We start from the raw sequence: 14094 nt of genomic DNA, 5'->3' as shown, positions 1-14094 counted from the left end.
GGGTCAGCGCGGGCGCAGCGCGGCGACGGCGAGCACCGCGGGCGCGGTGATGAGCAGGGTGAACGAGACCAGTGACGGACCGCCGCTGGGCGCGTGCTTGTGCGGCGGGGTGCGGTACGCCGGATAACTGACCGGAACCGGCGCCGGAGCGGGACGCGCGCTCGGTGTCGGTGCGGGCTTCGGAGCGGGTCTCGGTGCCACGACCGGAGCGGGCCGCGGCGGCACGGGCCTCGGTCTCGGCGCCGGTGGAGGCGGCGGTGGAGGTGGAGGTGGTGGTGGTGGTGGCGCGGGCTTCGGTGCGTGGGTGGGTGGAGGCGGTGGGGCCGGCTTCGGTGTCGGCTCGGGCTTCGGCGGCGGAGGGGGCTCGGGGGCCGGCGGGGTGGGCGTGGGCGTCGGTGTGGGCGTCGGCGGGCAGGGAGGGGTCGGGTCAGGGGTCGGGACCGGACACCGGACGGTGTGTCCGACGACGGCGACCGCCCCGTCGCCCGCCACGGCCACCGCGGTGATCCCGTCGCCGTCCGGGCCCGTCGAGGCGTACGCGCAGGCGTCGGCCGTGGCTGTTCCGCTCGGCGCGCCGACGAGGAGCCAGGTGAGCGCCGTCAGCGCCAGTACCCGTATGAGGAGGGCGGATCGATTCCGCTGGGGTGCGTGCACGACCAAGATCATGGGGCGCGAGGGGCCGGGTCGTGCCGAAGTGCCCTGGATTGGCCACGAATTGGGTACCTCCGGCCCCCGGCGGCTTGACGCGCGTGGCCGGGAACCGCGGGGATTTATCGAACGCGTGAGCGATCCGCGTCGACCGCCGCACAGTCTTCCGAAAGAAATTTGAGGCCCGTTTGAACACTCCTGCACCTCCCGCCCGTACCTAGGGCCATGCGCGGCGCTGCAGGGCGCTGCAACACTTATGCGAACAGCGGGAGTTACCAATGAAGACCTCCTGGCGGAGCGCCTCACTCGTAGCGTCAGCTGCGGCCGTGCTGGCGCTCACGACGGCGTGTGGTCAGGAAAATGGCACTTCGACGGGTGCCCAGAACGTGGGTGCCACCTCGGCGGCGGGCGGTTACGGGACCAGCACCACCGCCGGTACGGGCAACGGCTACGGAGCCGATTCCAAGGAGAGCGCGGCCGCGAAGCCGGAAGCCGCGGGCGAGCTGGCCGTGGCCGAGAGCGTCAAGCTCGGCAAGGTGCTGACCGACGGTTCCGGATTCACCCTCTACCGCTTCGACAAGGACACCGCCGAGCCGCCGAAGTCGAGTTGTGACGGTGCCTGCGCGACCGCCTGGCCGCCCGTGCCCGCCGAGGGCGCCGAAGCCGCCACCGGTGTGGACAAGGCACTGCTCGGCGAGGTCACCCGGACCGACGGTACGAAGCAGCTGACCATAGGCGGCTGGCCCATGTACCGGTACGCCAAGGACACCAAGGCCGGTGACACCAACGGTCAGAACGTGGGCGGCACTTGGTTCGCCTCGGCGCCCGACGGCAAGAAGGCCACCCTGGCCTCCCTTCCCGGTCTGTCGGTCCGCAAGGACCCGAAGCTCGGCGACATCGTCGTCGACAAGAACGGCATGACCGTCTACCGCTTCATGAAGGACCAGGCCTGGCCCGTCTCGAAGTCGGCCTGCACCGGCGCCTGCCTGGAGAAGTGGCCCGCGGTCGCCCCGGTCTCCGAGGACGACACCAAGGGCGTCAAGAAGAAGGGCCTGATGCCCTTCACGCGCCCCGACGGCGTGAAGCAGATGTCGGTCAACTGCTGGCCGATCTACACCTTCTCCGGTGACAGTGCTCCCGGCGACACCAACGGTCAGGGAGTGGGCGGCACCTGGTACGCCGTCTCGCCCGACGGAAAGCCGGTCGGCGCGGCCGAGTAGGGCGTCAACACCCCACGGTTGACCGGCTCGCCCGAACGAACGCGCCGCCCAGGGTCCGCCCCCTCCACCGGAGGGGGCGGACCCTTGTGCTCCCCGGCGCGGGCGAAGCATTCCGGCCGTCGCCGGAACGTGAAAGATCCGGTCGGCGGCCCGGATGTGAAAGAACGCCGCGGCACGGCAGGGGACTTGGCCACGCTTCGTGACCCCGCCGAGCTTTTTGGAATGCTTCGGAACGATTTCGCGGGGGCGGTGAGTGGCGTTCGCGGTATACGTTCGCAGATGCCAATTCGGCACGTGCCTGAGGCAGTGACCGGGAACGGACGGTCAATTTCCGGTTCGGCTCGCTCCTTTGGCGGGCGATCAGTAGCCTCTGCTCGAACACCGGATCGTCCGTGCCGTCGCCTACGCCTTGGAGAGATAGATGGAGCGTCCCGCCTGGGCCCCTCGCAGCATTGACATCTCAGTGCCGAGCGTGTCCCGGATATACGACTACTACCTGGGCGGTTCGCACAACTTCGAGGTCGACCGGGAAGCGGCGCGCAAGGCGATGGAGTTCATGCCGGGCCTCCCCAAGATCATGCAGGCGAACCGGGCGTTCATGCGCCGGGCGGTCCGCCACGCGGCCGACGAGGGCATCGACCAGTTCCTCGACATCGGCTCCGGCATCCCCACGTTCGGCAACGTCCACGAGATCGCCCAGGCCTCCCGCCCCGGCGCACGGGTCGTCTACGTCGACCACGACCCGGTTGCCGTCGCACACAGCCAGGCCGTGCTGCGGGACAACGAGGACGCGGACGTCGTCGCCGCGGACCTCCTCAAGCCCCAGGAAATCCTGGTGAGTCACCCGGTCCAGCGGCTGATCGACCTGAACCGGCCGGTCGCGCTGCTTCTCGTTGCCATACTTCACTTCGTGGAAGACGCGGACGACCCGTACCGGGCGGTGGCCGAACTGCGCGACGCCCTCGCGCCGGGAAGCATGCTCGTCGTCACGCATGCCTCGTTCGAGGGCATTCCGCTCTCACGGGAGCAGGCCGAGGGCACGGTCGACGTGTACAAGGACATCCGCAACCCGCTGATCATGCGCACGCGCGAGGAGATCGCGCGGTTCTTCGAGGGGTACGACATGGTGGAACCCGGACTGGTGCCGATGCCGGACTGGCGGCCCGACACGGCGTCCGAGGACGAGGATCCCTATTCCTTCTCCGGGTTCGGCGGCGTGGGACGCACGGCGTGAGCGCCGAGCCGGACGGGCCGGAGGACAGACTGCGCCGCTTCGCGACGATCTGGAGCCGGGCGGTCTTCCCCGTCACCTCCACCTCGCTGACCCGGCCGGAGTTCGAGGAGCAACTGCTGCCGCTCGCGAGGCGGCTGAGCGAGGCCCTGCGGGCCAGGACCTTCGAGGCGGCCGAGGGACGCGGCGTCGGCGCCGCACTCGTCGCCGCACACTGCACCGACCCCGAGGCCCTCAGCCGGGCCCTCGACTGCGTCGACGCCTACCTGGTGCTCTACTGCGGCGAGGACGGGCCCAAGGAAGCGCTGCGCACCCGCTCCGCACGGCTCCAGCACGCCATCGCCGCCGGGTACGCCGAGGCGCTTCGGGAGCGGACCCTCGCCGAACAACAGGCCATCTCACAGGCGGCGTTGACCGCGCGCAGCGCCGTCGCCGAGGCACTGCACGACAGCGAGGCCCGCTTCCGCGCGGTGTTCGAGGGCGCGGCCATAGGCATCGGCATCGCCGACCTCGAAGGCAACATCCTCCAGGTCAACGGAGCCCTGCTGCGCATGTTCGGCGGTTCCGAACAGTCCATGCGCGGCCGCAGGGTCACCGAGTGGACGCACGCCGAGGACGCTCCCCAGGTCTGGCGGCTGTACGAGGAGCTGGTGAGCGGTGAACGCGAGCACTACCACGTCGAGAAGGCGTTCTACCGCCCCGACGGCACCGCCCTGTGGACCAACCTGACGGTCTCGCTCCTGCGCGACGCGGACGGCGAACCCCAGTACCAGCTCGCGCTGATGGAGGACACCACCGAGCGACGGCTGCTCAATCTGCGGCTGCGCTACGAGGCCACCCACGACGCGCTGACCGGACTGCCCAACCGGACCCTGTTCTTCGAGCGGCTGGAGAAGGCGCTGGCCGCGGGGGAGGGACAGCGCTTCGGGCTCTGCTACCTCGACCTCGACGGCTTCAAGACCATCAACGACAGCCTCGGGCACGCGGCCGGCGACCGGCTGCTCGTCGAGGTCGCCGACCGCCTCCAGTCCTGCGCGACGGCCCCCGGCGAGATGGTCGCCCGGCTGGGCGGCGACGAGTTCGTGGCCCTCACCACCGGCCCGGACACCGAGCGCGAGGTCGACGAACTGGCCGGGCGCATCATGAACGCGCTCGTCACCCCGATCAGCATCGACGGCCGTGACCTGACCGTGCGGGGCAGCGTCGGCGTCGTCGAGGGCCCCGCCGGGGAGCGCGGCGCCGCCGAGGTGCTGCGCAGCGCCGACATCACGATGTACCGGGCCAAGTCGGCGGGCGGCAACCGCTTCGAGCTGGCCGACCCCGAGGCCGACGCCCGCGCCATCACCCGCAACGGACTCACCACGGCGCTCCCGGCCGCCCTGGACCGGGGCGAGTTCTTCATCGAGTACCAGCCGCTGGTGCACCTCGGCGACGGCAGTGTGCGGGGCGCGGAGGCGCTGGTGCGCTGGCTGCACCCGCAGCACGGCGTCCTCGGACCCGACCGCTTCATCCCCCTCGCCGAGCACACCGGACTGATCGTGCCGCTCGGCCGCTGGGTCCTGGAGCAGTCGGTGCGCCAGGCCCGCACCTGGCAGGAACGGCACTCCGCCGCCGGCCCGCTGCGCGTCAACGTCAACCTCTCGCCGTGCCAGCTGACCCATCCCGGCCTGGTCCAGGACACGGTCGACATCCTGGAGCGTGAGGGTCTCGACGCCCGGGCGCTGTGCCTGGAGGTCACCGAGTCCGCGCTGATCGGCGCGGACGACGATCTGCTCAAGCCGTTGCGCAGGCTCGCCGAGATGGGCGTCGACATCGCGCTCGACGACTTCGGCACCGGCTACTCGAACCTGGCCAACCTCCGTCGTCTGCCGGTCAGCATCCTCAAGCTGGACCGGTCCTTCACCCAGGGGATGCAGCAGTTCCCGGCGGATCCGGTCGACCTGAAGATCGTCGAGGGCATCGTCTCCCTCGCCCACAGCCTCGACCTGGCGGTCACGGTCGAGGGCGTGGAGACCGGAGCGCAGGCCGAACAGCTGCGGATACTGGGCTGTGACACGGCCCAGGGCTGGTACTACGCCCGTCCGGGACCGCCGGAGCGGCTGCACGAACTGGCGCTGGTCGACGCGGTCGGCTGAGCGCCTCCGCGCGGCGCGGCCTCCCGGAACGGGGACGCGCCGCGCACCGCCGCCGGAACACGGGACGGCACCGCGTCCCGGATCCGTCGGCGTCCTCCGCCTCACCAGGCCCCGGCGGCCCACGGGACGCCTCGCGCCTCCGGCCGTCCCTGTGCCTCACTTGGGGAGGTACCTCCTACCGATGGAGCTGAGACGGATGAGCACCGAACTTCAGGGCAGGACGGCCGTCGTCACCGGAGCCAGCAAGGGCATCGGACTCGCGGTCACGGAGGCGCTGGCCGGCGCGGGCGCGACGGTGATCGCCGGCTCCCGCGGCACCTCGGCGGGCCTCGACGCCCTGGCCGGGAAGGGGAACGTGACCTGGGTGCCGGTCGACCTCGCCGAACCCGGCGCCGCCGGGAGGCTCGTCGAGGCGGCGGGCGGGCGCATCGACGTCCTGGTCAACAACGTGGGTACGGCCCCCGCCCGCACCGGTGGCTTCCTGTCGGTCACCGACGAGGACTGGCTGCGCACCGTCGACCTGAACCTGCTCACGGCCGTACGGGTCACCCGTGCGGCCCTGCCGTCGATGCTGGCCGCCGGACAGGGCTCGGTCGTGACGATCGCCTCGGTCAACGCCACGCTGCCCGACCCGCTGGTCATCGACTACAGCGCGGGCAAGGCCGCCCTGGTCGCGTTCTCCAAGGCGCTGTCCAAGGAGGTCGGCCCGAAGGGCGTCCGCGTCAACACGGTGAGCCCCGGTCCGGTGAAGACCGACCTGTGGCTCGGCGGCGGGGGAGTGGCCGCCACGGTCTCGGCCGCCGCCGGGCTCACCCCTGACGACGTGGTCGCCCAGGCCTCCGGCCAGAGCGTCACCGGCCGCTTCTCCGAGCCGTCGGAGGTGGCCGACCTCGTTCTCTTCCTCGCCGGGGACCGCGCGCGCAACATCACCGGCAGCGACTTCGTCATCGACGGAGGCCTCATCCCGACCTGGTGAGCCCGGGACGGCCCGCCGTCAGCGTTCCAGCAGCATCCGCTGGAGTTCCCGGGCCGCCCGGGGCGGTGCCACATCGCTGCGGTGCGCCAGCGCGATGGTCCGCTCGAGTCCGGGCGGGGCCAACGGCGTCACCCGCAGCCCCGGCCCGGACCGCGCGGCCACCATGCGCGGTACGACGGCCACGCCGAGGCCCGCCCGCACGAAGCCGAGCACCGCGTCCATCTCACCGCCCTCGACCGCGAAGTCGGGCTCGAAGCCCTCGGCGCGACAGGCGGCGACGGTCAGCTCCCGCAGGTCGTAGCCGTGCCGGAACATCACCAGACGCTCGCCCTCCAGATCGGCGACACGCACCGTGCCCCGGCCGCCGCCACGGCCGGGCGCCGGGGCTTCCGGTGACGACACCACCACCAGGTCCTCGCGCAGCAGCTCCACCGTGGTCAGCGCGGGGGACGGTGTGGGCAGCGGCAGGACGACCAGGGCGAGGTCGAGGGCGCCGCGCGCGAGTTCCCGTACGAGATCGTGCGAGCCGCCCTCCTCGATCAGCAGCCGGATGCCCGGATAGCGGTCGTGGAAGGCGCGCAGCACGTCGGGAAGCAGACCGGTGCACAGACTCGGGGTCGCGCCGAGCCGCACCCGGCCGCTGCGCAGCTGCGCCAGCTCCTGCACCTCGTGCCGGGCCGTGTCCGCGTCGGCGAGGATGCGCCGGGCGAGCGGCAGCAGTGCCTCGCCCGCGTCGGTCAGCGTGATGTTCCCGCGCGCCCGCAGGAACAGATCGGCCCCCAACTCCCGCTCCAGCGACTTGATCTGCTGCGACAGCGAGGGCTGCGCGACATGCACCAGTTCGGCGGCCCGGGTGAAGTGCCGGGTCTCCGCGACGGCCACGAAGTACTGGAGCTGATGGAACTGCATCCTTCCACGATAGCTCAGGTCTATGGAAACCAGCCGTTTCATGTCTTGGACCGATCGGTTCACCGCGGCCTACCGTCTCTTCCCATGGCTCTGGCAACGCGGACGGACCGACGGCCGTCCATGGCGCGCACCGTGTGGGACAGCTCCGTCGGCAAGAAGACCGTGATGGCCGTCAGCGGCCTGATCATGCTGCTCTACCTGGTCGCCCACATGATCGGGAACCTGAAGATCTACTTCGGCGCGGGCGAGTTCAACCACTACGCCCACTGGCTGCGCACCGTCGGCGAACCGTTCATGCACTACGAGTGGACCCTGTGGCTCGTCCGTGTGGTCCTGGTCGTCGCCGTGGTCGCGCACGCCACCTCCGCGTACCAGCTCAGCCGGCGCGACATCAAGGCCCGGCCCGCCCGGTACGTGCACAGGAAGCGCGGCGCGAGCTACGCCACCCGCACGATGCGCTGGGGCGGGATCATCCTCGGCCTGTTCATCGTCTGGCACCTCCTCGACCTGACCACCGGCACCGTGCACTCCGGCGGCTTCCAGGAGGGCCACCCCTACCAGAACGTCGTGGACACCTTCTCCACCTGGTACGGCAACGTCGTCTACATCGTCGCGATGCTCGCGCTCGGCCTGCACATCCGGCACGGCTTCTGGAGCGCCGCCCAGACCCTCGGGGCGGGCAGCCGCACCCGCGACCGCGCCCTGAAGACCGTCGCCGACGTCCTCGCGCTGCTGCTCACGGCGGGCTTCATCGCCGTACCCGTGGGCGTCATGACCGGAGTGGTGAGCTGAAATGACCGCTGAATACGCCCACTTCACGACCGGGGAGCCGGTCGCCGACACCAAGGCACCGGCCGGCCCGGTCGAAGAGCGCTGGGACAGGCGCCGGTTCGAGGCCAAGCTGGTCAACCCGGCCAACCGCCGCAAGCACACCGTGATCGTCGTCGGCACCGGCCTCGCGGGCGGCTCCGCGGGCGCCACCCTCGCCGAACAGGGCTACCACGTCGTCCAGTTCTGCTACCAGGACTCCCCGCGCCGGGCCCACTCGATCGCCGCGCAGGGCGGTATCAACGCCGCGAAGAACTACCGCAACGACGGCGACTCCGCGCACCGGCTCTTCTACGACACCGTCAAGGGCGGCGACTTCAGGGCGCGCGAGTCCAACGTCCGCCGCCTGGCACAGATCTCGGTCGAGATCATCGACCAGTGCGTCGCACAGGGCGTGCCGTTCGCGCGCGAGTACGGCGGCCTGCTCGACACCCGCTCCTTCGGCGGCGTCCAGGTCTCCCGCACCTTCTACGCCCGCGGCCAGACCGGCCAGCAGCTCCTGCTCGGCGCCTACCAGGCGCTGTCCCGGCAGATCGCCGCCGGGAACGTCGAACTGCACCCGCGCACCGAGATGCTGGACCTGATCGTGGTCGACGGCAAGGCCCGTGGCATCGTCGCCCGCGACCTGGTCAGCGGCCGCATCGACACCTACTTCGCGGACGCCGTCGTCCTGGCGAGCGGCGGCTACGGCAACGTCTTCTACCTCTCGACGAACGCCATGAACTCCAACGCCACCGCGATCTGGCGGGCCCACCGGCGCGGCGCGTACTTCGCCAACCCCTGCTTCACCCAGATCCACCCCACCTGCATCCCGCGCACCGGCGACCACCAGTCCAAGCTCACGCTGATGAGCGAGTCGCTGCGTAACGACGGCCGTATCTGGGTTCCCAAGGCGCACGGCGACACCCGCCCGCCGAACGAGATCCCCGAGGACGAGCGCGACTACTACCTGGAGCGCGTCTACCCCTCCTTCGGCAACCTCGTGCCCCGCGACATCGCCTCCCGCGCCGCCAAGAACGTCTGCGACGAGGGCAGGGGAGTGGGCCCCGGCGGCCAGGGCGTCTACCTCGACTTCGCCGACGCCGTCCGGCGGATGGGCCGGAAGGCGGTCGAGGAGAAGTACGGCAACCTCTTCGACATGTACGCCCGGATCACCGCCGAGGACCCGTACACCGTGCCCATGCGGATCTACCCCGCCGTGCACTACACGATGGGCGGACTGTGGGTCGACTACGACCTCCAGACCACCGTCCCCGGCCTGTTCGCCATCGGCGAGGCCAACTTCTCCGACCACGGCGCGAACCGGCTCGGCGCCTCCGCCCTCATGCAGGGACTCGCCGACGGCTACTTCGTCCTGCCGTCGACGATCAACGACTACCTCGCCCGCAACCCGCAGCAGCAGCCGGTCACCGCCGAACACCCCGCCGTGCAGGAGGTGCTGGCCGAGACCGAGGATCGCGTCAACCTGCTGCTGGCCGTCGACGGCGACCGCACCCCCGACTCCTTCCACCGCGAACTCGGCGAACTCATGTGGGAGTTCTGCGGGATGGCCCGTACGGAGAGCGGCCTGCGCAAGGCCCTGGAACGCATCCCCCAGATCCGCGAGGAGTTCTGGCGGCGCATCAAGGTGCCCGGCACCGGCGAGGAGTTCAACCAGTCGCTGGAGAAGGCCAACCGGATCGTCGACTACCTGGAACTCGCCGAGCTGATGTGCCTCGACGCGCTGCACCGCGCCGAGTCCTGCGGCGGCCACTTCCGCGAGGAGTCCCAGACCCCCGACGGCGAGGCGGCCCGCCGGGACGAGGAGTTCTCGTACGCGGCCGCCTGGGAGTTCACCGACACCGGCGCCGCGCCCGTCCTGCACAAGGAAGACCTGGTCTTCGAGTACGTCCACCCCACCCAGCGGAGCTACGCATGAAGCTCACCCTGCGCGTCTGGCGGCAGAAGAACGCCGACGCCGACGGAGCGATGTCCACGTACGAGGTGGACGGCATCTCCTCCGACATGTCCTTCCTGGAGATGCTCGACACCCTCAACGAGGACCTCATCCTCGCGGGCGACGACCCCGTCGCCTTCGACCACGACTGCCGCGAGGGCATCTGCGGCGCGTGCAGCCTGGTCATCAACGGCGACGCCCACGGACCCGAGCGCACCACCACCTGCCAGCTCCACATGCGCTCCTTCCGCGACGGCGACACCATCGACGTCGAGCCGTGGCGCGCCGCCGCCTTCCCGGTCGTCAAGGACCTCGTCGTCGACCGCTCCGCCTTCGACCGGATCATCCAGGCCGGCGGCTACATCACCGCCCCGACCGGCGCCGCTCCCGAGGCGCACGCCACCCCCGTCCCCAAGCCCGACGCCGACTTCGCCTTCGAGCACGCGGAGTGCATCGGCTGCGGTGCCTGCGTGGCGGCCTGCCCGAACGGCGCCGCGATGCTGTTCACCTCGGCCAAGATCAACCACCTGAACGTGCTGCCGCAGGGCGCCCCCGAGCGGGAGACCCGGGTGCTCGACATGGTCGGACAGATGGACGAGGAGGGCTTCGGCGGGTGCACCCTCACCGGGGAGTGCGCCACCGCCTGCCCGAAGGGCATCCCGCTGTTCTCCATCACCGGCATGAACAAGGAGTGGCTGCGCGCCACCCGTAAGGCGGGCAAGCGTTAGGCACGAAGTCGTTCGCCGTACGGTGCGGACGGGCGGGACCGGGTGTGGTGCTCATACCCGGTCCCGTCTCGCTTTTCCGGGGCACCCCTGTCATTCAACATCCTCACATCCGCCCTCCTGGCAGTGGTCACGCGTACGCCAACCGGCGTCGGAAGAACAGGAGCGCGCAGACCGTTCGGATCCGGCCTGCCTCCCCCAAGCTCTCAATTCCGTTCGAGCAGGGGGTACCCCCTCCGCCGAACCGGCCCGTGACCAGGAGAGTGCCATGACCGGCGTTTCCACCCTCGACAGCCCGACCCAGCCCGTCGCCCCCACCCGCTACACCGTCACCCTGGCCCGCGACGAGGCCGATGTCCGGGCCGCGCAGCGCCTGCGCCACGACGTCTTCGCCGGGGAGATGGGCGCCCTCCTGAACACCCCGCAGCCCGGCCTCGACATCGATGCCTTCGACGCGTACTGCGACCACCTGCTGGTCCGCGACACGGAGACGGACCAGGTCGTCGGCACCTACCGGCTGCTGCCGCCCGAGCGCGCCGCGATCGCCGGACGGCTCTACTCGGAGAGCGAGTTCGACCTCGGACCGCTGGCCGGAATTCGCTCCGGGCTGGTCGAGGTCGGCCGCTCCTGCGTCCACCCCGACCACCGCGACGGCGCGGTCATCGGCCTGATCTGGGCCGGGATAGCCCGCTACATGGTCGACGGCGGCCACGAATGGCTCGCCGGCTGCTGCTCCATACCGCTCGCCGACGGTGGCGCCCTCGCCGCGGGCACCTGGGACCGGGTGGTGGCCAAGCACCTGGCCCCCGAGGAGTTCCGGGTCCGCCCGCTGCTGCCCTGGAGCGCGGAGGGCGTCGCCCGGCCCGCGCGCACCGAACTGCCCCCGCTGCTGCGCGGCTATCTGCGCCTCGGCGCCTGGGTGTGCGGCGAGCCCGCGCACGACACGGACTTCGGCGTCGCCGACATGTACGTGCTGCTGTCGATGAGCCGGGTCAACCCGCGCTACCTCCGCCACTTCCTCTCGCTCGTCCCCGCCTGATGAGCACGGCCCGTACCGGAGCGCCGCGCCTTCCGGCTCCCCGTCGTCTCCGGCCCGGCGCGGGGCCGGGAAGGACGGGGCTCTCCGGAACCGTCACCCCGCCCCGGCGGCCCGCCGCCGGTCCCGTCCGGTCGGCCAGTGCCTGGCTGCCCACCGCGCCCTGCTCGCCGCGCGACTGCGTGGAGTCCGGGCGGCCCTGGACAGGCGTGCCGCGCGCGGTCCTGCGGCTGGCCACGCTGCTGGCCGTGGTCGTCCTCGGGGTCGTCCTGATCCCGCTGATCGCACGGCTGCGGGCGGAGCGACGGGACCGGTGCATCCGCCGCTGGTGCCTGGCCCTGGTGCGCACGGCCGGGGTCCGCACGCGGATCACCGGAGCCGCCCGGCCCGTCGGCGGGATGCTGATCGTGTCCAACCACATCTCGTGGCTGGACATCCCGCTGCTGGCCGCCGTCCGCCCGGCACGCATGGTCGCCAAGACCGAGGTGCGCGACTGGCCCGTGGCGGGAGCGCTGGCGGCCCGCGGCGGCACGCTCTTCATCGACCGCGACCGGCTGCGCGCCCTGCCCGGCACGGTGGAGCGGATCGCCTCGGCCCTGCGCGGCGGCTCGGCCGTCGCCGCGTTCCCCGAGGGCAGCACCTGGTGCGGCCGGGCCCACGGCCGCTACCGCAGGGCCCTGTTCCAGGCCGCGCTGGACGCCGGAGTGCCGGTCCAGCCGGTGCGGATCCGGTACCGGTTCGCCGACGGGGCGGCGAGCACCGCGCCCGCGTTCGTCGGCGAGGACTCCCTGCTCGCCTCGCTGTGGCGCGTGGTGTCGGCGCGCGGCCTGGTGGCCGAGGTGAGCCTGCGGCCCCCGATGCCGGCGGGCAGCCACCCCGACCGCCGGTCCCTGGCCGAGGCGGTGCAGGGATACGCGGGCGACCCCGGCTCACGCTCCGGGGCGCATCCCTGAGATCCGGGGCGCCTGCCGGTTCCGCGTCGCGGGAGATCCCGGACGCGGGGCCGGTCGACCGTCCGGGGCGCACGTCCGGGATCCCGGACGTGCGCGCCCGATCGTGTTCCGGGGCGGACCCCTGAAATCCAGGGGTTCCGCCGCCGGAGCCGCCCGAGCGCGCGGGCGGGGCGGAACGGCCGCCTCGACCGCGCAGGAGACCGAGGCCCCCGACTCGCGCAGGTCGTCTCCTCGCCCGTTTCCCGCCGCTCGGGCCCGGGGCGGCCGGAGCGCGTCGGTGCCTCGCTTCGGCGTGCGTGTCTCAACCGTCGCGCATCCGCCGGCGGTACGAGAAGACCGCGGTCAGCACGAAGACCAGCGGCATCCCCACCCCCATCGTCACGAACGGGTGCAGCACCGATTCCAGCCATCCGGGCATGTCCACGAAGAGCGGCAGAAGCATCAGCACCACCAGAGGGATGAATACCAGCATCGTGGTGGCGAAAGCCGTCAGTATCGCGGCCTGGCGGGCGTTGTGCCGGTCGATGCGGGCGACGGCCTCGGGGAGGGGCGCCCAGTCCTCGCCGCGGAGTTCCTCCCAGGCCTCCAGCAGTACCCCGACCTCGCGCTCCACGTTCACGTGCAGGTCGTCGAGGAAGGGCAGCAGCACCTTCTTGCCGTCCCGGCCGAAGGCATAGACCAGAACACCGGGCGCGTTCTGCTGCAACGCCGCGCCAGGATTCAGCTCGGCCCTGATGCCCTGGATGTCCTCCCAGGCCAGCCGGCGCCGTCTGACCATGGCGCGTACATGGATCGCCTTGAGGTCCGCCGTGGTGGAACAGCGCAGGGTGGCGTAGAAGAGCCAGCCCATCAGCGCCACCCACGCGACGAGGAAGGGGTACGTGAACGAGGTGGGCAGGTCGTCCGCGCTCAGCAGCGTCAGCGCCACGCTCACCGTGCCCAGCGCGATCACCCAGAGGAACAGACGCATCCGGGACCGCTTCGACCGGTACTCGCGTGGCAGCCTCTCGTACCCCGCGCCCATGGCCCGCTCCCCCCTGCCCAGCCCTTCCTCGCAACCATGGTGTGGCCCCAACTCGCTTGTGTCGAGGGCTATTTGGGCATCACGAAACAGGGCGAGCCGGCCTAGTGACCTGAGTCAGAGATTCGTCGTTGGTCAGGCATGAGTCGTCCGGGTCCGAGGATTCCGCCGTTGTCGGTCACTGATGCCCAGCGGGCGGTGCTGGAGGGCTGGTTGCGTCGCCGGACGACGGCTCAGGCTCTGGCTCAGCGGTCGCGGATCGTGCTGGAGTGCGCCGAAGGTCACTCGATCATGGAGGTGTCGCGCCGGCTTCGGATCGCGCCGGACACGGTCCGCACCTGGCGGCGGCGCTTCATCGAGCGGGGCCTGGACGGCTTGTGTGACGACCCGCGGCCCGGCGTCCCCCGGAAGATCACCGATGCCGACGTCGAGCGGGTCATCGTCAAGACGCTCGAGGAGACACCGAAGAACGCGAC

General features: G+C 71.3%; 13 protein-coding genes. 10 read left to right on the top strand and 3 right to left on the bottom strand.

Going from position 1 to position 14094, the window contains the following annotated elements; all coding sequences use genetic code 11:
- Positions 1 to 3: 3 nt before the first annotated feature.
- Positions 4 to 201, bottom strand: coding sequence for a hypothetical protein (locus ACFYW9_RS34765; protein ID WP_389159034.1), 198 nt, complete (start codon positions 199 to 201; stop codon positions 4 to 6).
- Positions 202 to 926: 725 nt separating this feature from the next.
- Between ACFYW9_RS34765 and ACFYW9_RS34760 the strand changes: the two genes are divergently transcribed.
- The 4 genes from ACFYW9_RS34760 (at position 927) to ACFYW9_RS34745 (ending at position 6210) form a co-directional block, all read left to right on the top strand.
- The gene (locus ACFYW9_RS34760) at positions 927 to 1868 is read left to right on the top strand and encodes an SCO0930 family lipoprotein (RefSeq protein WP_351869066.1); all 942 of its coding nucleotides are present in this window, start codon (positions 927 to 929) and stop codon (positions 1866 to 1868) included.
- A 421-nt stretch (positions 1869 to 2289) separates the two neighbouring features.
- Positions 2290 to 3102 (top strand): SAM-dependent methyltransferase, encoded by an 813-nt coding sequence (locus ACFYW9_RS34755; protein WP_389159031.1) that lies wholly within the window; start codon positions 2290 to 2292, stop codon positions 3100 to 3102.
- A complete protein-coding gene (locus ACFYW9_RS34750) occupies positions 3099 to 5234 on the top strand; it encodes a putative bifunctional diguanylate cyclase/phosphodiesterase (protein ID WP_389159029.1) in 2136 nt (711 codons plus the stop codon). The genes ACFYW9_RS34755 and ACFYW9_RS34750 overlap by 4 nt, the downstream gene beginning before the upstream one ends.
- A 196-nt stretch (positions 5235 to 5430) precedes the next feature.
- Complete coding sequence (locus tag ACFYW9_RS34745; protein WP_389159027.1) at positions 5431 to 6210, top strand: oxidoreductase; 780 nt, start codon at positions 5431 to 5433, stop codon at positions 6208 to 6210.
- Between the two features lie 18 nt (positions 6211 to 6228).
- On the opposite strand, the gene ACFYW9_RS34740 is transcribed toward ACFYW9_RS34745, so the two are convergent.
- The gene (locus ACFYW9_RS34740; RefSeq protein ID WP_387299442.1) at positions 6229 to 7119 is read right to left on the bottom strand and encodes a LysR family transcriptional regulator; all 891 of its coding nucleotides are present in this window, start codon (positions 7117 to 7119) and stop codon (positions 6229 to 6231) included.
- A 120-nt stretch (positions 7120 to 7239) separates the two neighbouring features.
- Between ACFYW9_RS34740 and ACFYW9_RS34735 the strand changes: the two genes are divergently transcribed.
- The 5 genes from ACFYW9_RS34735 to ACFYW9_RS34715 all read left to right on the top strand — a co-directional run bounded on the left by ACFYW9_RS34735 (position 7240) and on the right by ACFYW9_RS34715 (position 12597).
- Positions 7240 to 7911 carry a succinate dehydrogenase gene (locus ACFYW9_RS34735; protein WP_389159110.1) on the top strand — a complete coding sequence of 224 codons (672 nt, stop codon included), beginning with the start codon at positions 7240 to 7242 and terminating at the stop codon, positions 7909 to 7911.
- Between the two features lies 1 nt (position 7912).
- A complete protein-coding gene (locus tag ACFYW9_RS34730) occupies positions 7913 to 9865 on the top strand; it encodes a fumarate reductase/succinate dehydrogenase flavoprotein subunit (protein ID WP_389159024.1) in 1953 nt (650 codons plus the stop codon).
- A complete protein-coding gene (locus tag ACFYW9_RS34725; RefSeq protein ID WP_328445484.1) occupies positions 9862 to 10611 on the top strand; it encodes a succinate dehydrogenase/fumarate reductase iron-sulfur subunit in 750 nt (249 codons plus the stop codon). The genes ACFYW9_RS34730 and ACFYW9_RS34725 overlap by 4 nt, the downstream gene beginning before the upstream one ends.
- Positions 10612 to 10876: 265 nt before the next feature.
- On the top strand, positions 10877 to 11647 hold the full coding sequence (locus ACFYW9_RS34720) for a GNAT family N-acyltransferase (RefSeq protein WP_351869046.1): 771 nt from the start codon (positions 10877 to 10879) through the stop codon (positions 11645 to 11647).
- A 146-nt stretch (positions 11648 to 11793) separates the two neighbouring features.
- A complete protein-coding gene (locus ACFYW9_RS34715; protein WP_389159108.1) occupies positions 11794 to 12597 on the top strand; it encodes a lysophospholipid acyltransferase family protein in 804 nt (267 codons plus the stop codon).
- Between the two features lie 301 nt (positions 12598 to 12898).
- On the opposite strand, the gene ACFYW9_RS34710 is transcribed toward ACFYW9_RS34715, so the two are convergent.
- A complete protein-coding gene (locus tag ACFYW9_RS34710; RefSeq protein WP_389159021.1) occupies positions 12899 to 13621 on the bottom strand; it encodes a PH domain-containing protein in 723 nt (240 codons plus the stop codon).
- A gap of 168 nt (positions 13622 to 13789) precedes the next feature.
- On the opposite strand from ACFYW9_RS34710, the gene ACFYW9_RS34705 reads away from it, so the two are divergent.
- The coding region (locus tag ACFYW9_RS34705; RefSeq protein ID WP_389159019.1) for a helix-turn-helix domain-containing protein at positions 13790 to 14094 on the top strand (305 nt) is incomplete at its 3' end.

Source organism: Streptomyces sp. NPDC002698 (genome assembly GCF_042888945.1).
Taxonomy (GTDB): Bacteria; Actinomycetota; Actinomycetes; order Streptomycetales; family Streptomycetaceae; genus Streptomyces.
The sequence above is the reverse complement of the archived record's forward strand: the minus strand, read 5'-3'. Positions and strand labels throughout refer to the sequence as shown.

What these genes read in the sequence shown, in the direction of transcription:
- ACFYW9_RS34735 (WP_389159110.1), top strand. Translation starts at nt 7,240, where the DNA reads ATGGCGCGCACCGTGTGGGACAGCTCCGTCGGCAAGAAGACCGTGATG.
- ACFYW9_RS34725 (WP_328445484.1), top strand. Translation starts at nt 9,862, where the DNA reads ATGAAGCTCACCCTGCGCGTCTGGCGGCAGAAGAACGCCGACGCCGAC.
- ACFYW9_RS34720 (WP_351869046.1), top strand. Translation starts at nt 10,877, where the DNA reads ATGACCGGCGTTTCCACCCTCGACAGCCCGACCCAGCCCGTCGCCCCC.
- ACFYW9_RS34755 (WP_389159031.1), top strand. Translation starts at nt 2,290, where the DNA reads ATGGAGCGTCCCGCCTGGGCCCCTCGCAGCATTGACATCTCAGTGCCG.
- ACFYW9_RS34710 (WP_389159021.1), bottom strand. Translation starts at nt 13,621, where the DNA reads ATGGGCGCGGGGTACGAGAGGCTGCCACGCGAGTACCGGTCGAAGCGG.
- ACFYW9_RS34730 (WP_389159024.1), top strand. Translation starts at nt 7,913, where the DNA reads ATGACCGCTGAATACGCCCACTTCACGACCGGGGAGCCGGTCGCCGAC.
- ACFYW9_RS34745 (WP_389159027.1), top strand. Translation starts at nt 5,431, where the DNA reads ATGAGCACCGAACTTCAGGGCAGGACGGCCGTCGTCACCGGAGCCAGC.
- ACFYW9_RS34740 (WP_387299442.1), bottom strand. Translation starts at nt 7,119, where the DNA reads ATGCAGTTCCATCAGCTCCAGTACTTCGTGGCCGTCGCGGAGACCCGG.
- ACFYW9_RS34760 (WP_351869066.1), top strand. Translation starts at nt 927, where the DNA reads ATGAAGACCTCCTGGCGGAGCGCCTCACTCGTAGCGTCAGCTGCGGCC.